This window comes from Vibrio sp. 2433-A1, from assembly GCF_056726085.1.
Window position 1 is genome coordinate 1 of sequence record NZ_JBRESC010000031.1, and the last position, 19,943, is coordinate 19,943.

Here is a 19,943-nt window from a genome sequence, read left to right on the forward strand (position 1 = left end):
TAATGCCGATCAGTTAAGAAAAATTTTTGAGATCATTTGACCGATCCTCAAAAGGCTTCAAAATCCGATATTAGGAAACTAATATCGGATTTTTCATGTCTTTAGAAAGCCAACTTGCGAATACTTTTCGCTCATGCAATACCTTCCATCACTTTGACAAATACTCTGAGATCCTTAGTCCAGAGCTTATCCAGCAAGGTTTTGAAAAAGCTGGTGTAGCAACAGTGAGAAGAAGACGCTTACCCTTGGAAGCAGTACTTTGGTCCGTTGTAGGAATGAGTCTTTTTCGGCAACAATCTGTTTGGGATATCGCTAACCAACTTGATATTGTCCTACCAGACAAACAGCGCTTTGTTGCGCCAAGTGCTGTTGTCCAAGCGAGGCAGAGATTAGGCGAAGAAGGTGTTAAACAAGTCTTTAAGACGATGGCGGCTCAGAGTTATCAATCTTCTAAGTTTGAAACTTGGTGTGGACTCAATCTTCTATCTGTCGATGGTGTCGTTTGGAGAACGGCAGATACACCTGAAAATCATCAAGAGTTTAAAGCACAGCGTAATCAGTCATCTGAAAATATTTACCCTAAGATACGCATGGTTTGCTTGATGGAGCTTACAAGTCATCAGCTCATCGATAGTGCATTCTCTGACTATCGAACCAACGAAATGCGGCTTGCAGAAGAACTCATAGAACAAACGCCAGACCATTCTCTGACTATTTTTGACAAAGGATATTACTCTCTGGGACTGCTTAACCGATGGAACAAAGTCGGCCAAGAGAGGCATTGGATGCTCCCTGTGAGAAAAGACTTCCAGTATGAAGTCGTTCATAGGTACAGCAAGAGTGATGCAATCGTTGCGATTAAAACAACACCTCAGGCAAGAAAGAAGTTTAGTGAACTTCCTGATGTAGTTGAAGCAAGGTTAGTCTCAAAAATCATTAAAGGTAAGGAGTATCAGGTGCTTACATCAATGCGTGATGGGTTACGTTTTCCTGGCGAAGAAATCGTAGAGCTCTATCGTTATCGCTGGGAAATCGAATTAGGCTATCGGGAAATGAAGCAGACCTTACTTGACAGTGAGTATACATTGCGAAGCAAGCGTCCAGATATGGTTAAGCAGGAGCTCTGGGGTATTTTACTCGCCTATAACCTTATCAGGCAGGTTATGACAAAAGCGGCAAGTAGGTTAGATAGCGTCTGGCCAAATCAACTGAGCTTTACGAGTAGCGCTATGGCTGTGACGCAATACTTTGCAGCGTTGCCTTTAACAAGCCCAGGAAAGCTCCCTAAACACTATGAGGTATTACTAGAGCATGTATCCATGTTTATCTTACCGCCTCGAAGAGAAGATAGAAGTTATCCTCGATGGGTGAAGTTGAAACCCAAGAAGTACGCAACAAATAGAAAAAATGCCAGTCAGCTTAACTGACTGGCATTACTCCAAGTGGAGAGCTTTTTTATATCTAGTGAATGTTTGATTGATTCTGCGCTGACCTTGACTCAGGCATTAGCGACGTTAACTCTTTTGAGTACTCAATACCGGCTTCAAGCCTCTTTTGTCGTTTTAATAACTTGCTCTGCTTTTTAGCCAATTTAAGCAATTTCTTTTGCTGCTTAAATTGCTTCTTCAACGCTTTCTTGGCTTTCTTTACCGCCTTCTCATCAGCCAAGTCCACCATACTGAACGCGATATCGTCAGCAGGTTTATCAGTAGAGATGACTTTTTGCAGTTGGGCTTTCTGTTTCACTTTTTCCACAACGCGGCGCACAGCTTGAGCTTTTTCCTCTGAACGAGAAGGAAATGCTTCCACCAACAAAGCACAACTTTGTTGCTCTTGGAGCGGTTTATTCTGACAATGCTGAAGAGGAATAGCTGCGGGCTTACAAAGTGATGCGCTTTCCGCAGATGAACGAGCACATGATCGGCAGACATACTTAGGTTCAACAACCAAGCGATGGATATCACCTAAGCTTTCCGCAATTTGCTTGCGATTCATCTTACAAAGTCGTTTAGCCACTCTACCACTCCAGCTAATAATACGAATAGTTCTTAGTAAGATATACTCGCTAATTAACTAATAGGCAAGCTTTAAAATTGGCTAACAGATACGGTGTGCGCTAAGTCATTGATGCGTTGACATAAACATCAAATCGATTCTTTTTGGTCTCTATCGCCATCGATGGTTTACGCTCATTTAACCAATTTGCATAGTCTGGGCGCTTAACGACAACACGCTTAGTGGCAAGGGCTAATGCTGGTTCTAATAGCCCATCGGCATCCAAATCAGCACCAACTAATGACTGAAATACGCGCATCTCTTTTTTGACCAAAGCGCTCTTCTTTTTGCTTTCTGGGTGCGGATACATAGGATCTAGGTAGACCACATCAGGCTTAACAAAGTCAGCGTCACTCGCAAGATCACTCAATGCATTGAGGCTTGATGCGTGAATCAAAGACATACGCTCACTGACCCACTGACCAATTTCTGCATCCTGCTTTGCGCGCTCTAAGCCATCATCTAATAACGCCGCAACGACTGGATGTCGCTCTACCATTTGCACTTTACAGCCTAAAGAAGCCAATACAAACGCATCACGCCCTAGCCCAGCCGTTCCATCAAGAACTGTCGGTGTAGTGCCTTTATTTAGTCCTGCCGCTTTGGCGATCGCTTGACCTTTACCACCACCAAACTTACGACGATGCGCGACAGCACCACTGACAAGATCGACAAAGATAGCGCCTAGCTTTGGCTCATCCAGCTTACGTAACTCCAATTGCTGTTCGGTCAATACCAACGCGAACAAGCTATCTTCGCTATGGGTTAACCCCCAGCGCTCTGTTAGCTGTTGAAAACGATCTAATTGGGTTGAGTCTTCACAATGAAGTTGTAGTTGCACGGAGTGCTCCAAAGCCTAGTAACGATATAGGGTACGCAGTGTACTGGATTTTCGATGACGGTACTAAAATTTCTATTTATCCATCAGCTCTTCAACTAGCTCCGCCAGTGGTTTAGGTTTGCCGATGATATAACCTTGCGCGTAATCGACCTGAAGCTCCATTAACTGCTCAATAATGCGGGTATTCTCAACGAATTCTGCCACGGTTTTCTTGCCCATTTGACGCGCTAAATCGTTGATCGAGCGTACCATCAAATGGTCCATTTCGTTGACATCAATATCGCGCACGAACAAGCCATCAATTTTTACGATGTCTACCGGTAACTTTTTCAGGTAGCCAAACGAAGAAAGCCCCGAACCAAAGTCATCTAATGCGATACGACAACCCAACTCTTTTAGCTGGGTAAAGAACTCTATCGCTTGATTCATATTGCTCATCGCAGCAGTTTCGGTGATTTCTAAGCAGATTTTCTCACACGGTACAGAGCTGGTTTCAAGCTTGTTTAATAAGAATTCGATAAACTCTTTGTTGCCCATGGAGTGGCCTGATAAGTTAATCGAGCATAAGCTCAGTTGCTCCAAAGCTTGATCATTGGCTGCTAACCAATCTAAGGTCTGGGTAACAACCTGCTTATCCAACAAATGGGCGATGTTATAGCGCTCTGATGCGGGCATAAAAATCCCCGGAGAGATGTACTCACCTTGGGCATTCTTAATTCGAATCAGAATTTCAAAATGCATTCCAGACTCTGATTCGGTCAAACTCAAAATTTGCTGGGCAAACAGCTCAATACGTTGATTAGCTAACGCATCATGAACAAGGTTGATGCTTTCCATCTCCTGTTCACGGCGGCGAAGCTCTTTATCATCCAAACAGTACAGGCTGTAACGATTACGCCCTTCTTCTTTGGCAACGTGACACGCGGTGTCAGCCTGGGCATGGACCATTTGCGGTGACAGTGCCGTGTGGTCAATCAAGCGAATACCAATCGAGCAGTTGAGGCTAAGACGAATATCTCCCCAAATAAATGGATGTTCATTGAGGGTATTAATAATGGTTGAGGCCAACTTCTTCGCGTCCAATTCGGTACAGTCTTTCAGTAGTATCGCAAATTCGTCTCCGCCCAAACGCGCTAAGATGGTGTTATATGGTAATACCTCTTCGAGCATACTGGCACAGAACTGAATCGCCGCATCGCCAGCTTCATGGCCGGCGGTATCATTGAGCACTTTGAGCTGATCAAGGTCGATGTATAACATCGCATGAGTTCGCGTATAGCTTTCAACTTCAGCCAACGCTTTGTTCAGTTCTGTTTCAAAATAGTTACGGCTGTAGGTACCGGTCAATAAGTCATGCTCAGCCTGGTATTGCAGCTGATCCGACAGTTGCCTCGTCGCCGTCACATCTTCACCAACGATGAGCAGGTGGCCACTTTCCACCAGCGGACGGATGTTTTCTCGAATCCACACGGTATGGCCATCATTATGGCGATATTCAATCTCTCGACGCCACACTCCTTTCAATTCCTGCTTGGGTTGCAGCAGAACCTGTCGAGGGATAATCGCATCCTCGTGAAGATAGAACTCTCGCAATCGATGACCAAGCAGTTGGTCCGAGGTATAACCCAGCAACTGCTCAGCAAATTGGTTAACCTGCTGAATTCGGTTCTGATCATCAAGGGTCAGCATCATGATCGGTTGCTGATCATAGTAGTGGCTTAGATTCGCTTCGCGTTGAAACAGTCTCTCTTCAGTAATTTTACGCGAGGTAATATCACGAGCTTCGAGTAGCAACTGTTTGCCGCTGTTAAGCGATGGAATCGGTTTAAACGACAACTCTAACACCATAGAACCAAGCTCAGCATGCCAAATTTCTGCTTCAAACCGCGCATTGGTATCAGTCGTTCCTTCGCTAAAGAACTGCTTAATCTTCTGTGCTGTAGCCGCTTCCCAATGGTGATGCTGCCAGATTGGCCGTTCAACCGCAAAGTTTTGATCATAGAGCAATTCTTGCAGCTTACGATTGCTCGACACTACTGTGCCATGCTCATCCAATAAGCCAATAAAGTGGTAGCTCTGATCAAATACCATTTCAATCAAGGTTTGGCTTTCTTTGGCTAGTTGCTCACTGCGTTTAATTCGGGTCAGGTAATAGATTAAGACTAGGATGATTACCGACAGTACTGTCGCTACACTGCCCGCAAGTTTGAGCTCATTATGATAACGCTGTGAAAAGCTAAGCGGCTTGTTAAAAATGACTGAGGTTGCTTCCCCTTCAATACCTAGTCCCCACTTGAGCACGGCTTGGTAGTCGAGCTTAATTTCAGGCATCCCCAACTTAACCTTGGGCAACGGCTTGTTGGGATTCTCAATAGCATCCATCAACATTCGCGCCGTTTGCTTACCGTTCATCTCACCACTCTGGATAACTCCACCAACAGCGCCATAGCCTAAGCCGAGGTCATGAACCATATAGATCGGTGCATTTGATGTGTGATTGAGCCTTTTCCATTGCTCAGCATCCGTTCTTACCGTGCCATCTTTATCACGGTAATAGACCAAAAATAGAACACTGTCATTACGATCTAGCCCTGCAACAAGGTCAAGTAATTGAGGGTAACTGTCTGGCACCACAGAAATAATCTTGTCACGGTATTTAGGGTTGTTGGTGAGGAAAGCGTCGATCTGTTCGCGAATAGCTTCTCCCGTGACGGAATGGTCGCTGATGATGTATATCGAGTCTACTTCACCTTGAAGGCGCTCAATAAGCGAGATATTGCTATACAGGTCAATACCTTCTATCACCCCTGTCGCGTTGATATTTTGGTGCATTTCAGGTGTGTAGTTATTGATTCCACCAAAAATGACTGGAGTCTTCTCAAGCTCAGGGGAGAGTTGATTCATCAGCGCTAGCGCATTGTTGTCACTAACCACAATTGCACGAAACTTTTCTTGCTCAAACTTAGTTTTATAGAGATGGTACAATTGTTGAAAGTATTCGTCGCTCTGCAAGCGTTTGGTATCAAGGTAGAGCACACGTGTAGAAATACCCGTTGCTTTTAATTCCGCATCGAGACCTTTTTGAAAGGAGTCTGTCCAAAAAAAACCTTGGTGGTAAGAGTGTACAACCAGTACATCTCGATTATCAGCAGCAGCAAACATGCTGGTTATAACAGACAAAAAAAGAAGGCAAAAGCGCACTAAATTTAGGTCTCGATATTTGAGGAGTATAGGTATAATTGTATCACTAACGATGATTATTTGTACTTATACCATAGTGTTAACGTGAGCAGTAAGGAGTTCTATGCACACGCAAAACGTAAAACTTGATGATCTTGATAAAGCGATTCTTAAGACCTTAATGGAGGACGCTCGTACTCCGTATGCCGAAATGGCCAAACAATTCGAAGTCAGCCCTGCAACGATTCACGTCCGGATCGAGAAAATGAAGTCTGCTGATATCATCCAAGGCACTGAAGTGATTGTCGACACAAAGAAGCTTGGCTATGACGTTTGTTGCTTTATTGGTATTAACCTTAATGCAGCTCGTGATTACCACTCTGCGCTGGAAAAGTTAAATGCTTTGGAGGAAGTGGTTGAAGCGTATTATACCACTGGTGCGTATAACATCTTCGTCAAGTTAATGTGTCGCTCGATTGAAGAACTGCAATACGTGCTAATCGATAAGCTGCAAGCCATTGATGAAGTTCAATCAACAGAGACACTCATCTCATTGCAAAATCCGATCAACCGTAACGTTAACCCATAAAAAAACTCGCCGTAGCGAGTTTTCATCAGATCTGAAATCTATTTTGAGGCCAAGTACTGCTTTAAATCCTCAACAGAAATACCTTGTTGAGCGATCTCTTTAGCTAATGATTCGACTTGCTCGTCTTTACGCGACTCAATCACCTGTTGAAACTGATAAACCATATCACGTAAAACTGGTAGAGGAACTTGCTTAGCGGCGCTTTGAATACGTTCAGCGCTTTGGTTGCCTAGCTCATTAAGAACCTTACCAAACATGAGTTTTTCTGGAGCGTCGTCTAGTTGCTCCATAACACGAGCCATCTCGTATGCTGTCATTGACATCGTTGTGATTTATCCACAGATTTCGATTTAAGAAGCTCAAATATACAGCGTTTCATTCAATTAGCAAAGCGCATTTCCGCTTTCTTAAGCCGTTGCATGATGCCACGTCTTGCCTAACTTCGACCATAAGATCATTAGAGCTGGAGTAACAATCAACATCAAAGTTGCAATCATCACCTGAGGCTCCATACCTAAGCGCTGAACGGTACCAACCACTAACCCAGAACCGCTCATTTGAAATAGCCCCAAGAGCGCTGCAGCTGTGCCCGCTTTATCACCAAATGGTGCCAGTGCTTTACCCGCTGCAGCACCCAAAATCCATGCAAAGCCAATCGACGACATAAAGATTGGTAGCATAAAGGCAAGTGGCGTCGCTTGGGTTGTTAGCGATAACATCACCATACCGGCTAATGCTAAAGTCACTATTCCGACCGTCAGTGCCCAATGTGTACCAAACTTATCCATAAACTTAGGCGCACTCATACACGCTACAATGTTTATTGCTGCATTAATACCAAACCAGAAGGTGAACTCATTCATGCTCAGGCCTAAGTTTTCCATCAACACTACAGGCGCAGAAGTCACGTAGCCAAGAATGACCGCCATGGCCAACATACATAGCGATGCATGGAACAAAAACGAAGGCGCTTTTACGACATCTAAGTAACGATTAAGTTTGAAAACCGGCTCTTTACTCAATTGAACGTTGGTCTCTTTCATACCAGTCCATAAGAACACCAACACCACGACCGCAAAACCAGCCATGAAACTGAAGTTAGAACGCCAGCCAAATTGTTGTGTCAGCCAGCTACCAAGAATCGGGGCTAAAGCAGGTATAAAACAGATTGCCCCGTTGAGGTAGCTGATCATCTTGCCACTTTTTTGTGGGCCAAAGATATCGCGAACTGTTGCAAAGGCTGCTACCGATGTCGCACACGCGCCTAAGCCTTGTAGCAGTCGAGACACCAACATCCATTCAATATTCTGAGCACTCCACGCCAATAAAGCGCTCACTGCATAAATGCTGACACCGCCTAATGCAACAGTTCGACGTCCGAGTTTATCTGCTAAAGGCCCAGCAAAGAGTTGGCCAACGCCCATAGCAAATAGAAACCATGTAATCGTATCTTGTGCTAACGCGTGTTCCACGTGAAACGTTGATGAGATCATTGGCAAAGCTGGCAGATAGATATCAATCGCTAATGGACTGAATAGAACCAACAGTGTCAGTAACACCAGTTGCGATTTCTTTGGAACATGTTGGTTTGCCGTTTGCACTTACTACTCCGTTGCACAAGATGAATTTGACGACATAGTAAGCTAAACTAGATATGCCATCCAATGACGATTAGTCATCAAAGTTATTCTAAATGGGACTTTCTAATGAACATTGAAAAGCTCGCACGCCTCGACCTCAATTTGCTGGTTTGTTTACGTGTTCTGCTTGAAGAGTTGAATGTTACACGGGCAGCACACCGCCTTTGTTTAAGCCAATCGGCGGTCAGCAAAAACCTCGCTAAGCTGCGTACTCAGTTTAATGATGCGCTATTTATCCGACAGGCTCACGGTTTGAAACCAACACCTAAAGCTCTGTTCCTCAAACCTAAGCTTGAGGTGCTCATTCACCAACTTGAGCAACTGACGCAACCTGAAGAGTTTTCACCTAGCTCAAGTGATTACCGCTACCAAATTGCCGCTGTAGAAAGTGTCTACCCATTGATCTTACCGCACTTTTTGCCGCAGATATTTAAGCGCGCACCACAAGTAACCATCGCCACCCACGCATGGTCTGAAGAAACGTTTCGTCAGATACAAAGAGGCGAAATTGATCTCGGTATTACAGGTAAAGATATCGATATTAACGATGCCAAGTTAACCATGCTGCCACCGAGTGATATTTGCGAACAAGAGATCTACCGTGATAACCAAATGTGTTTAGTTAGGAAAGACCATCCTGCACTAAGTCAAAATTGGAATTTAGAAAACTACCTAGCTCAACGTCATGTACAAGTGCGCTGCGATGGTAATGAACGTTGGTTGTTGGACTATCGTCTCGCGGACTACGGCAAAGAGCGCGATATTGCCATCACGGTACCTGATTTTAATAGTGCGGCGAGTCTTTGCTCTTATACGGATTTTGTCTTCACTGCGCCAAGCCACTTTGTGAAGTTAGCGTCCAAGCAACTCGACCTGACCGTGTTACCACTCCCCATGGAATTCCCTCCAATGGCCTACACATTATTCTGGCATCGAGACCGAGAAAACGATCCGGCACTTTCTTGGTTACGTCAGATTATTAAAGATAAAACCACCGCACTGAGATAGTTTGCAGCCCGCCGGTAAAAAGAGTAGCTTATTGACATCGTCCAACTGGCATAACGTTGTAATGGACGCCATAACCATAATGAAGGATTAACACAGATGCTAACTAATACTGAGCAGCGCCTAGCAGCGCTTCGCGAGTGGCTTGCAAACAACAATATTGATGCCCTGCTTGTTCCCCATGAAGACGAGTATTTAGGTGAATACGTACCAGCCCATAACGAACGTTTACACTGGTTAACGGGCTTTACTGGTTCTGCAGGCGCAGCCGTTATCACGCAAGATAAAGCAGCAATCTTTGTTGATGGTCGCTACACTGTACAAGTAACCAAACAAGTTCCCGCCGAGCTATTCGAGTACCGCCATCTTATTGAAGAACCTGCTCTAGATTGGATAAAGAACACTCTTGAAAACGGAGCATCTATTGCAATCGATCCGCGTATGCATAACTCCGCGTGGCTAGACATGGCGCAAGCAAAACTTGCAGGCGCACTTGAGCTTAAGATTCTAAATAGCAACCCAATTGATGAACTGTGGCACGATCGCCCTGCGCCAGTGGTTTCAGATGTACGTCTAATGGCAACAGAAGCGGTTGGCCAATCAAGTGACAGTAAACGCCAAGAAATCGCGGAGCTGGTTAAAAAAGCCGGCGCAGATAGCGCAGTGATCACAGCACTAGATTCTATCTGTTGGTTGCTCAACGTTCGTGGCCTCGATGTATCACGCTTGCCGGTTCTGCTTTCTCACGCGATTCTGCATTCAGACTCAACTGTTGAGTACTTCTTAGACCCTGATCGCTTACCTGCTGAGTTTGGCGCTCATGTAGGCTCTGGCGTAACGGTTCATCACCCAGAAGCATTGAAAACACGACTAGAAACACTAACCGGTAAGAAAGTACTGGTTGACCCTGCAACAAGCAATGCGTGGTTTAAGTTGGTTCTACAAAACGCTGGGGCATCTGTGGTAAGTAAAGCAGACCCATGCTTAATGCCAAAAGCCGCTAAGAACTCGGTTGAGATTGCTGGTATGAAAGCATGTCACGTGCGTGATGGTGTGGCGATGAGCAAGTTCCTTTGTTGGTTAAATGCAGAGGTGGCAGCAGGTAACCTGCATGACGAAGCGACAATAGCGGACAAACTGGAAGCGTTTCGTAGCGAAGACCCTACTCTTATGGATCTCAGCTTCGATACCATTTCGGCAGCAGGTGGCAACGCGGCGATGTGTCACTACAACCACGAGAACCAACCTGAACCAGGGAAGCTAGAACTCAACACACTTTACCTAGTGGATTCAGGTGGTCAGTACCTAGATGGCACTACAGACATCACCCGAACTATTGCGATCGGTAAGCCTTCACAAGAGATGATTAAACAATTCACTCTCGTGCTAAAAGGTCACATCGGTGTTGCTCGTGCACGTTTCCCGAAAGGCACACGTGGTTACCAAATCGATACACTAGCTCGTCAGCACCTATGGGCGGAAGGCTACGATTACGACCACGGTACCGGTCATGGTGTTGGTCACTTCCTAAGTGTTCACGAAGGTCCGGCGAGCATTTCGAAGAAGCAAATCGACGTGCCTCTAACAGAAGGTATGGTGCTATCGAATGAACCAGGTTATTACCGTGCAGACGCATTTGGTATCCGTATCGAGAACCTAGAGCTTGTTGTTGAAACACCAACTAACGGCGACTTCCCTGTTCTATCATTTGAGTCGCTAACGCGCTGCCCAATCGACAAGCGCAACATAAATGTGGATATGCTAACTCGTCCAGAACTGGCTTGGCTGAATGATTACCATCAGAAGGTATGGGAAGAGATCAGCCCGCTTGTTGAAGGTGATGTGAAAGAGTGGCTTCGCCAAGCAACACTAGCTGTAGCACACAACTAGAAGCTAGAAGCTAGAAGCTAGAAGCTAGAAGCTAGAAAAAGTAGAGGGTTGATGTTTTGCATCAACCCTCTTTTTTTACTTATGTTTCACGTGAAACATAACGATGACCAGTAGCTTTATTTGCTGATTAACCAGAATACGCTGAGTGCCAATCTCGCCATACAGGGTCAAAGCCTTTGGCTCGAATCATATCTTCCACAGAACCCGCACTTCGCTCATCACTGATCTCAAACTGCTCGAGTTCAACATCATCCATCGCATAACCACCCGGCTGAGTTTTCGATGCTGCAGACATACTGGTAATGCCTAAAGGCAATGCGTTATCTCTAAACTTCGGTGACTCACGAGTCGATAATGACAACTCCACTTCTGGATTCAACAAACGATAAGCGCAAATCAGCTGAACAAGTTGCTTATCCGTCATGACTGATTTTGGTTGGAGCGCACCCTCGCAAGGACGCAAACGCGGGAAAGAAATCGAGTAACGAGTCTGCCAATAGGTGCGCTCAAGATAGTCCAAGTGCGCTGCCACATAAAAACAGTCGGTACGCCACTCTTCCAAGCCTATCAAAGCACCGATACCGATCTTATCAATACCCGCTTTTGCAAGACGATCGGGTGTATCCAATCGGTATTCGAAATCCATCTTATTGCCACGCAAATGGTGCTCGGCGTAAGTCGAAGGATGATAGGTTTCTTGATAGACCATCACCGCATCCAAACCCAATGTCTTGAGCTCTACGTATTCATCTTGATCTAGCGGCTGCACTTCCATCGCCAAATAATTAAAGCGTTGCTTAATCATCGGCACCATTTCGCGGAAGTATTTCATGCCCACTTTGGTTTCGTGTTCACCAGTCACCAGCAATACGCTATCAAACTTCATGCGTTTAATGGCTTCTACTTCTGCAGCCACTTCGTCCCTATTCAAAGTACGACGCTTGATTCTGTTCTCCATCGAGAAGCCACAATAAGTACAAGCATTGGCGCACAAGTTAGAAAGGTACAATGGAATGTAAAGCGACATGGTATTTCCAAAACGCTTGCGAGTTAACGAGTATGACAGCTGTGCCATTTTCTCCAAGTAAGGTTCCGCAGCTGGTGAAACTAGCGCTTTGAAATCCTCTAAATCACGCTTGGGTTTATTCAATGCTCGCTCAACATCTTGTGCCGTTTTCGCGTAGATCGACATCGAAATGTCATCCCAATTAAGCTGCTTAAATTGTTCAACGAAGCTCATGAATACCTCACTTATAGCTCATCCAAAAAGGAAGTCAGCGGGCTTGATGCCACTGCGTGAGACACCTTACCAGCAAGACCAGCTTCATAGGCCATACGTCCAGACTCTACCGCCATCTTAAATGCTTTGGCCATCGCTACCGGATCGCTAGACGCAGCAATTGCTGTATTCACCAGTACTGCATCTGCACCCATTTCCATCGCACGCGCAGCATGTGAAGGCGCTCCAATTCCCGCATCCACAACCACAGGAACGCTAGCTTGGTCAATGATGATCTCTAGGAAGTCGTGAGAAACTATCCCTTTGTTGGAGCCGATTGGCGCACCCAACGGCATGACCGCAGCACAACCTATTTCTTCCAATCGTTTACACAGAACCGGGTCAGCATGACAATATGGAAGGACAATGAAGCCTTCACGAACCAGTTGCTCAGCGGCTGCAAGTGTCTCAATTGGATCGGGCAGCAAGTACTTCGGGTCTGGGTGAATCTCCAATTTTAGCCAGTTAGTACCCAACGCTTCTCGCGCCAGTTGTGCAGCAAACACAGCATCTTTAGCATTCTTGGCACCCGAGGTGTTCGGCAACAAGTTCACACCCGCTTGTACCAACGGCAGCAAAATATCGTCTTGTTGGTCGTTCACATCCACACGCTTCAACGCCATGGTTGCAAGTTGAGATCCCGCCACTTGAATCGCTTCTGTCATTAATCGGCTGTTGGCAAACTTCCCTGTTCCAGTGAACAGTCTTGATTCGAATTGTTTATCACCAATTTTAAGCATCGACTTTAACCCCCTGCGATCGCTTGAAACAGAGAAATACTATCTCCCTGTGAAAGTGCTGTACTCGCCCACTCACTGCGCGGCACAACATTATTGTTGATTGCAAAAACACAGCCCATTTCAGGAAGTTCAAATTGACTAATGATTTGCTGTAAGTTCGAATCAGTTGCAACTTGATGTAATTGCTCGTTAATAACAATGGTTATCACACCTGTAGTTGATTGTTGTAACGATGTTGTCATTGCTTGTGACTCTCATATTCTTCAATAGTGGGTTGCTACTTATCTCTAAGCGCAGACTTGGCATTGCTTATCTTTTTGTATTTTCATCGTTTGCCACTGCATTCGTAGCCCATCAAATAGATGCAATTGAAATGGTTTCACGTGAAACATACCTGTCGATAGTCTTTGAATGGCAGCGAGCGCTTGATAATTGCCAAGAGTTCCTACGACCGGACCAATGACACCACTATCACTACAACTGTTAGCTTGCTTGAGCTCATCAAAAGGATAAAGACAGCGATAGCAGGCCTGATTCTTAGATGACGCTTTATAGTCAAACACTACGAATTGCCCTTGCCAGCCAATTGCAGCTGCCGAAACTAATGGTGTAACACTTTCAAAGCAGACTTGGTTGATAAGCTGTCTAGTCGGCATGTTGTCACTACAGTCGAGAACCACATCTGCCAACATGACCTCTAGTTGCAGTTGCGCTTTATCCAACCGTTTATTTATCGCACGTACTCGAACCATACGATTAAGTGAAGTAAGATGTCTTACAGTCGCATCAGTTTTCGCAACTTGTAGGTCTTGCTCACGATAAATTATCTGACGTTGTAGATTACTGCTATCAACTTCATCATCATCAACAACCACAAGTTTACCGACACCAGCCCCAGCTAAATACAAGCTCGCTGCGCTCCCTAATCCACCACAACCGATGATCAGCACATGCGATTTGCTCAAACGCTCTTGCCCAACTTCGGCAATTTCAGGCAGAGCGACTTGGCGTTGATAACGAAGGAACTGCTTATCCGTGAGCATGCTCGCCTCTCTTGGTATCCACCAATTCACTATTCTGATCAGTAAACGTTAGTTGTTTTTCCTTCATCAGTTGTGCAAAAAACTCGATAACGGACTGAGGTGATTCTGCCAACGTAATAGCACGCACAACCGCCAAACTAGAAACACCCGCTTGCCAAACTTGGCCAGCATTAGATTGGTCAATGCCACCAATCGCGACCGTCGGAAAGCCAAGCACATAGCCACTAACTGCTTTGTCTTTTGCAGGACGGAAAGCCAGCTCTTTGTTTCGGTAAGGAATGCTATCAATCAGTTTTTGATACAATGCCAAGCGCACCAAACCTTGTGGTTTCGATGGCATCTGTTTAGTGGTGGTTGGGAAAATATGCCCTAGCGCAATGTAGCTAGGATGAATTTGTACGATGCGTAGTAGTTCGTAATAACCATGCGTAGAAAGACCAAGATGAATTCCGGCTTTGGTTAGCTGAGCCAAATTCGATTCTTCTATGTCTTCTTGTCCTAGGTGAACGCCATAAGCGCCGTGCTTGATTGCCAACTGCCAATAGTCATTGATGAACACTTGTGCTTGATACTGACGACCTAACTCAATTGCTCGAATGATCTGTTGTTCTAAATCGGCTTGTTGTGGGTTCTTGATTCGCAGTTGAATAGTATTGATGCCTAGTGGCAGTAGACGCTCAATCCAAGCAACATCATCAACGACTGGATAGAGCCCTAGGCTTTGCTTAGTTAGAGTTGGAAAGCTAACGCTCTCGCCTTGTGCAGACCAACCAACTTGAATACTCAGTCGGTTATCCTCCAGTACTGGTGTGGGGAAATCATCAAATTGGTCAGCCCACTGAGTAGATCTTCCCTCGTCAAGGTTGTCATTCAACAGTGTTTCACGTGAAACATTCGCTTGTTGAGTTAGCATCCCTCGAGCAAGTGTTAACGCATCTTCGATAGGAAAATCGAGTACTGTCAGCGTTACTATCCAAGCAAGGTGATGTTCGGGATAGAACATTGCGTTGAATTTGGACTTAACGGAAAGCGCTCTCACTTCATCGTTAATTGGATGATGCCAGATATCAAGCTGAAGCACTTTCTCCTTTTCATCAGATACCTGCGTATCAGCAATGCCAATATAAATCGCTTTCGACGATTGCTTAGCACATGCTTCTACCGATAAAGAAGAGTGGTAATAGAGCGCAAATGAACACTCGCGATAGGAGTCATCACCATCAATAAGATCAGTCGTTATGTGTGTGGTCTGTTTGTCGCGAACAAGCTGAATAGATTGAGTTGGACTCACACCCAACTCAATGTCTTCAATGCTAAAACCCTGTTCTTTCGCCAACAACAGACATTCTTGAACTAGACCTGTCAGTTCAATCAGTGATGACGGAATAAGGACTTTGCTCATTAGTCACTTACCTCGGCATGTGCTGCTGGGTGGTATAGCTCAGAACCTGTATCTCTAAATTCTTGCGATTTCTGACGCATCCCCTCAATAGGGTCATCCAGCATTTTGATTGAGATAGCTTGGTCCGCAGCAACTTGCTCTGTGTCTTTCGCATATTCTCGAACCTCTTGCGAAATCTTCATCGAGCAGAACTTTGGTCCGCACATCGAACAAAAGTGAGCAACTTTTCCAGACTCTTGAGGCAAGGTTTCGTCATGGAAAGCGCGCGCTGTATTTGGGTCAAGTGACAAGTTGAATTGGTCTTCCCAGCGGAACTCAAAGCGAGCTTTAGAGAGCGCATTATCACGAACTTGTGCACCTGGGTGTCCCTTAGCCAAATCAGCGGCGTGCGCAGCAAGCTTATAAGTGATCATGCCTACTTTCACATCTTCTTTGTTTGGTAAGCCAAGATGCTCTTTAGGCGTTACGTAGCAAAGCATTGCACAGCCATACCAGCCAATCATGGCAGCGCCAATACCTGAAGTAATATGGTCGTAACCAGGAGCGACATCTGTCGTCAGTGGACCAAGTGTGTAGAAAGGAGCTTCATGACAGTGCTCTAGCTGCTCTTCCATGTTCTCTTTGATCATGTGCATTGGAACATGACCAGGACCTTCGATAATCACCTGTACGTCGTATTCCCACGCAACCTTGGTCAATTCACCAAGGGTACGAAGCTCAGCAAATTGCGCTTCATCGTTAGCATCAGCAACCGAACCAGGACGCAGACCATCACCCAGAGACAGTGCGACATCATACTTAGCACAGATTTCACAGATCTCTCGGAAGTGGGTATATAAGAAGCTTTCTTGATGATGCGCCAAACACCATTTCGCAATGATAGAACCACCACGAGAAACGATGCCAGTAACGCGTTTTGCTGTCATTGGCACATAGCGAAGTAGTAAACCGGCATGGATAGTGAAATAGTCAACGCCCTGCTCTGCTTGCTCGATCAGAGTATCGCGCATCACTTCCCAGTTAAGGTTTTCCGCAACACCATTCACTTTCTCAAGCGCTTGGTACATTGGTACGGTACCGATCGGAACCGGACTGTTACGTAGAATCCACTCGCGAGTTTCGTGAATATTACGTCCAGTAGAGAGGTCCATAACGGTGTCGCCACCCCAGCGCGTCGCCCATACTAGCTTCTCTACTTCTTCTTCAATCGAAGAAGTGACCGATGAGTTACCGATGTTGGCGTTCACTTTGACCAAAAAGTTACGTCCAATGATCATTGGTTCGGATTCTGGGTGGTTGATATTAGAAGGGATAATAGCGCGACCTTCAGCGACTTCTTTGCGAACAAACTCGGCGGTAATGTCTTTTGGAAGATTCGCTCCGAAGCTTTGGCCCGGATGTTGCTGCATCAGCACTTCATCGCGGTATTGAGCACGCCCCATATTTTCACGTAGGGCGATGTATTCCATTTCTGGGGTAATAATGCCTTTGCGAGCATAGTGTAACTGAGTCACACACAGCCCACCTTTAGCACGTCGAATACGTGGTAGATTGCCATAACGAAGATCGTCTAGCGTTTCATCTTCTAAGCGCTCTTTGGTGTATACCGAGCTTACTTCATCAAGTAGTTCAGTATCCGCGCGCTCTTCAATCCACCCTTCTCTCAGCTTAGGTAAGCCATTGTAAAGGTCTATGGTGTGATTTGGGTCTGTGTATACACCTGAGGTATCGTAAACGCGAACTGGCTCATTAGGCTCGAAAATAGGCGCTTCTTTTGTGCCTCCAATAAGGCTATCAGCGAGTGATATTTCACGCATTGGCACACGAATATCAGGACGTGAACCCTCTACGTAGACTTTGCTTGAATTTGGGTACGGTTGTACCGAGAGTGTATCTATAAACTGTTTTGCTTCCAGTCTCGCTTGTTTGCGACTCGACATAGCATTTTCCTTTATCATTTATTAGAAAAATATGGATAAATGCTTGGCGGATAGGTGTTGCAAGAGATGTTAGATGCAAAGCCTGAAGCAGGCACGAACACCTAAACAAAGATCAATAGACAGAATAGCCCATCAATGTTTACTCTTGTTCCCTTCGCAGGTATTAGCCTGATCAGGTTCAACGGATCCCGTGTTCACGGTCTCAGCCACGTATGGCACTCCGACAAGTATTGTTAGTCAGTATAGAGCTATAAAAATAAGATATCTACGCTTAATTAGCTGGTCAGCTGTGGCTCGTACCAAACTATTTGTGTTTAAGCTTATTTACAAAACGCTTTAGCAGTGACGGATTTGATTCTCGCAATGAACCAATATTAACCTCAAAGTTATCATCATTGGAGTCTTTTATATGCTTCGCAGTAGCCACTTTTTGTGAAGAATAGATACCTGTGTGACCACTAAAATAATAGGCAACATAACAAGCTAAAGCGAAATACAGCAAATGATCTGCGCCAAATAACTCGACCCCCATCAAAGTGCATGCAAGAGGTGTGTTGGTCGCTGCAGCAAAGACAGCCAAAAAGCCCAACGCAGCAAACAGCTCAACGGGCGCACCGAGAGCCCACGCCATAAAATTGCCCAACGTCGCACCCACAAAAAATAACGGTGTGACTTCTCCCCCTTTATACCCAGCAGCGAGCGTAATGGCGGTAAGCAAGAGTTTCATAATCCAGCTATACCATTCTGCACCGCCAACTTCAAACGCAGAAGTAATGCTTACCCCACCTTCTCTACTTGGATAAACACCAATACCAATGTAATCGTAATTTCCTAGCAACTGAGTAATGGCAATTACAATCACCCCACCAACGACGACTATCAAATATGGATTTTTAAGCGTGGTATTAAATAAATCCTTCAAGCCATGGGTCAATTCACCGAACAAGTAGCCAGCAACACCGAATGCAATTGCTGCCAACATTACTTTAAACAACAGCAAAACATTAACGCTAACTGCATGCTCAAACAGTGTATTAACTTGATCAAAACTAACTAGATAGTGAGTGTGATGAGCGCCCCAAGCACTAGCCACAACATCAGCTAAAATAGCTGCAAGAAGGGCTGGGACGACTGCATTATATTTAATCCTGCCAATGAATAGAACTTCTAACGCGAATATAGCCCCAGCTAAAGGAGTACCAAATATCGAGGAAAAACCTGCTGCAACCCCAGCGGTTAAGATAATTCGTCGGTCATCACTATCAAGCTTGAACCATTTTGAAAGCACTTCAGATGTCGCACCACCAATTTGCACCGCAGTGCCTTCGCGACCCGCTGAGCCACCAAATAGGTGGGTAGCGACAGTAGTAAACAAAACCAAAGGCCCCATTCGAGCGGGAACACCGCTGCCTGCTTCGTGGATCTCGTCCATAATCAGGTTATTGCCACCACTAGAATTTTTTCCTAGATTTTTATAACAATAAACAATCGCTATCCCGGCTAAAGGGAGAAGATAAATTAACCAAGGATTTTCAATACGATAGTCAGTCGCTTCACTCAACAACCAAAGGAAAAAAGCATTAAATGAACCAACTAATAAAGCAACTGGAACAACAATCAATGACCAACGAAATAACTGAATAAAGTTATGTGGATTTTTGCTAAGCGGATGAGCCATATTATCTTCTTTAAACAAAGGATATAAAATGGATAGACACAAAATAGATGTAAGAAAAATACTTGCACTACTATAGATAGATCTACCCCAACTACAGTAGGAATCATTATCTCAAATGAGCGGTTAAAGGTGGAATTCCATCACCCATGATGGAAAACCACCAACATTTTCATGTTATCGCCAATAACCAGACCAAGCAAGTGTAAGTTTTTTAAAAGTTACAGTTGTCACTTATGTAGAACAATAGCAGATATTTATCGCTATGGCAGAAGAGGGAGAGATTCGAGCTAACAACACACACCTATTTTTGGCAGTCACGGAATATGCTACGGTGTCGGTGTTAATGAAGTATTAACGCTTAATAAAAAAGGCTCCAGTCTTTCGACTAGAGCCTTAAATATGGCAGGGGTGGAGAGATTCGAACTCCCAACACGCGGATTTGGAATCCGCTGCTCTGCCAATTGGAGCTACACCCCTGTAGAATCTTTTCAAATTGTAGATTCGAAAAAACCTCGCTATAAGCGAGGCCTTCAAAATAAGTGGCGGAGCGGACGGGACTCGAACCCGCGACCCCCGGCGTGACAGGCCGGTATTCTAACCAACTGAACTACCGCTCCGCACTGGTTAGACTCTAAGTCTAAGTTTTTGCCTTTAGATTTGT

General features: G+C 45.1%; 16 protein-coding genes, 2 tRNA genes and 2 riboswitches. Of the genes, 4 read left to right on the forward strand and 14 right to left on the reverse strand.

All coding sequences use genetic code 11. The annotated features are described in order from the left end of the window. Positions 1-95 precede the first annotated feature (95 nt). Positions 96-1,427 (forward strand): IS4 family transposase, encoded by a 1,332-nt coding sequence (locus tag ACU01J_RS20065; RefSeq protein ID WP_481084253.1) that lies wholly within the window; start codon positions 96-98, stop codon positions 1,425-1,427. 34 nt (positions 1,428-1,461) lie between these two features. Here the strand turns inward: ACU01J_RS20065 and ACU01J_RS20070 are convergent, their stop codons facing one another. From ACU01J_RS20070 to ACU01J_RS20080, 3 genes are all read right to left on the reverse strand, one after another. Then, positions 1,462-2,016, reverse strand: a complete 555-nt coding sequence (locus ACU01J_RS20070) for a hypothetical protein (protein ID WP_481087277.1) — start codon at positions 2,014-2,016, stop codon at positions 1,462-1,464. Between the two features lie 100 nt (positions 2,017-2,116). Next, complete coding sequence (locus tag ACU01J_RS20075; protein ID WP_481087278.1) at positions 2,117-2,896, reverse strand: class I SAM-dependent methyltransferase; 780 nt, start codon at positions 2,894-2,896, stop codon at positions 2,117-2,119. Between the two features lie 72 nt (positions 2,897-2,968). Further along, positions 2,969-6,097 (reverse strand): EAL domain-containing protein, encoded by a 3,129-nt coding sequence (locus ACU01J_RS20080; protein WP_481087279.1) that lies wholly within the window; start codon positions 6,095-6,097, stop codon positions 2,969-2,971. Between the two features lie 103 nt (positions 6,098-6,200). On the opposite strand from ACU01J_RS20080, the gene asnC reads away from it, so the two are divergent. Next, entirely contained in the window at positions 6,201-6,665 is a 465-nt protein-coding gene (gene asnC / locus ACU01J_RS20085) for a transcriptional regulator AsnC (protein ID WP_004409740.1), read from the forward strand. A gap of 38 nt (positions 6,666-6,703) precedes the next feature. Here the strand turns inward: asnC and tsrA are convergent, their stop codons facing one another. Both tsrA and ACU01J_RS20095 read right to left on the reverse strand, forming a co-directional pair. Beyond that, entirely contained in the window at positions 6,704-6,988 is a 285-nt protein-coding gene (gene tsrA, locus ACU01J_RS20090) for an H-NS-like global regulator TsrA (protein ID WP_004409741.1), read from the reverse strand. Between the two features lie 84 nt (positions 6,989-7,072). Further along, a complete protein-coding gene (locus tag ACU01J_RS20095; protein ID WP_481087280.1) occupies positions 7,073-8,266 on the reverse strand; it encodes a multidrug effflux MFS transporter in 1,194 nt (397 codons plus the stop codon). 105 nt (positions 8,267-8,371) lie between these two features. Between ACU01J_RS20095 and ACU01J_RS20100 the strand changes: the two genes are divergently transcribed. Further along, on the forward strand, positions 8,372-9,313 hold the full coding sequence (locus tag ACU01J_RS20100) for a LysR family transcriptional regulator (RefSeq protein WP_481087281.1): 942 nt from the start codon (positions 8,372-8,374) through the stop codon (positions 9,311-9,313). Between the two features lie 96 nt (positions 9,314-9,409). After that, on the forward strand, positions 9,410-11,200 hold the full coding sequence (locus ACU01J_RS20105) for an aminopeptidase P family protein (protein WP_481087282.1): 1,791 nt from the start codon (positions 9,410-9,412) through the stop codon (positions 11,198-11,200). A 127-nt stretch (positions 11,201-11,327) separates the two neighbouring features. Here ACU01J_RS20105 and thiH read toward each other — a convergent pair whose 3' ends face one another. The 9 genes from thiH to ACU01J_RS20150 all read right to left on the reverse strand — a co-directional run bounded on the left by thiH (position 11,328) and on the right by ACU01J_RS20150 (position 19,899). Beyond that, the gene (gene thiH / locus ACU01J_RS20110; RefSeq protein ID WP_481087283.1) at positions 11,328-12,440 is read right to left on the reverse strand and encodes a 2-iminoacetate synthase ThiH; all 1,113 of its coding nucleotides are present in this window, start codon (positions 12,438-12,440) and stop codon (positions 11,328-11,330) included. A gap of 11 nt (positions 12,441-12,451) precedes the next feature. Continuing rightward, complete coding sequence (locus ACU01J_RS20115) at positions 12,452-13,219, reverse strand: thiazole synthase (RefSeq protein WP_481087284.1); 768 nt, start codon at positions 13,217-13,219, stop codon at positions 12,452-12,454. A 5-nt stretch (positions 13,220-13,224) separates the two neighbouring features. After that, a complete protein-coding gene (thiS, locus tag ACU01J_RS20120; RefSeq protein WP_481087285.1) occupies positions 13,225-13,461 on the reverse strand; it encodes a sulfur carrier protein ThiS in 237 nt (78 codons plus the stop codon). Positions 13,462-13,506: 45 nt separating this feature from the next. Continuing rightward, positions 13,507-14,262, reverse strand: coding sequence for a HesA/MoeB/ThiF family protein (locus ACU01J_RS20125; protein WP_481087286.1), 756 nt, complete (start codon positions 14,260-14,262; stop codon positions 13,507-13,509). Then, entirely contained in the window at positions 14,249-15,664 is a 1,416-nt protein-coding gene (locus tag ACU01J_RS20130) for a thiamine phosphate synthase (RefSeq protein ID WP_481087287.1), read from the reverse strand. The genes ACU01J_RS20125 and ACU01J_RS20130 overlap by 14 nt, the downstream gene beginning before the upstream one ends. Continuing rightward, positions 15,664-17,604, reverse strand: a complete 1,941-nt coding sequence (thiC, locus tag ACU01J_RS20135) for a phosphomethylpyrimidine synthase ThiC (protein ID WP_481087288.1) — start codon at positions 17,602-17,604, stop codon at positions 15,664-15,666. The genes ACU01J_RS20130 and thiC overlap by 1 nt, the downstream gene beginning before the upstream one ends. 132 nt (positions 17,605-17,736) lie before the next feature. After that, positions 17,737-17,837: riboswitch (TPP riboswitch) on the reverse strand. 71 nt (positions 17,838-17,908) lie between these two features. Continuing rightward, entirely contained in the window at positions 17,909-19,282 is a 1,374-nt protein-coding gene (locus ACU01J_RS20140) for a voltage-gated chloride channel family protein (protein WP_481087289.1), read from the reverse strand. Between the two features lie 90 nt (positions 19,283-19,372). After that, a riboswitch (Fluoride riboswitch) is annotated at positions 19,373-19,436 on the reverse strand. Positions 19,437-19,682: 246 nt separating this feature from the next. Beyond that, a tRNA-Trp gene (locus ACU01J_RS20145) sits at positions 19,683-19,759 on the reverse strand. Between the two features lie 63 nt (positions 19,760-19,822). Beyond that, positions 19,823-19,899 (reverse strand) — tRNA-Asp (locus tag ACU01J_RS20150). Positions 19,900-19,943: the final 44 nt, after the last annotated feature.

What these genes read in the sequence shown, in the direction of transcription:
- ACU01J_RS20125 (WP_481087286.1), bottom strand. Translation starts at nt 14,262, where the DNA reads ATGCTCACGGATAAGCAGTTCCTTCGTTATCAACGCCAAGTCGCTCTG.
- ACU01J_RS20065 (WP_481084253.1), top strand. Translation starts at nt 96, where the DNA reads ATGTCTTTAGAAAGCCAACTTGCGAATACTTTTCGCTCATGCAATACC.
- tsrA (WP_004409741.1), bottom strand. Translation starts at nt 6,988, where the DNA reads ATGTCAATGACAGCATACGAGATGGCTCGTGTTATGGAGCAACTAGAC.
- ACU01J_RS20140 (WP_481087289.1), bottom strand. Translation starts at nt 19,282, where the DNA reads ATGGCTCATCCGCTTAGCAAAAATCCACATAACTTTATTCAGTTATTT.
- asnC (WP_004409740.1), top strand. Translation starts at nt 6,201, where the DNA reads ATGCACACGCAAAACGTAAAACTTGATGATCTTGATAAAGCGATTCTT.
- ACU01J_RS20105 (WP_481087282.1), top strand. Translation starts at nt 9,410, where the DNA reads ATGCTAACTAATACTGAGCAGCGCCTAGCAGCGCTTCGCGAGTGGCTT.
- ACU01J_RS20100 (WP_481087281.1), top strand. Translation starts at nt 8,372, where the DNA reads ATGAACATTGAAAAGCTCGCACGCCTCGACCTCAATTTGCTGGTTTGT.
- ACU01J_RS20130 (WP_481087287.1), bottom strand. Translation starts at nt 15,664, where the DNA reads ATGAGCAAAGTCCTTATTCCGTCATCACTGATTGAACTGACAGGTCTA.
- ACU01J_RS20115 (WP_481087284.1), bottom strand. Translation starts at nt 13,219, where the DNA reads ATGCTTAAAATTGGTGATAAACAATTCGAATCAAGACTGTTCACTGGA.
- thiS (WP_481087285.1), bottom strand. Translation starts at nt 13,461, where the DNA reads ATGACAACATCGTTACAACAATCAACTACAGGTGTGATAACCATTGTT.
- thiC (WP_481087288.1), bottom strand. Translation starts at nt 17,604, where the DNA reads ATGTCGAGTCGCAAACAAGCGAGACTGGAAGCAAAACAGTTTATAGAT.
- thiH (WP_481087283.1), bottom strand. Translation starts at nt 12,440, where the DNA reads ATGAGCTTCGTTGAACAATTTAAGCAGCTTAATTGGGATGACATTTCG.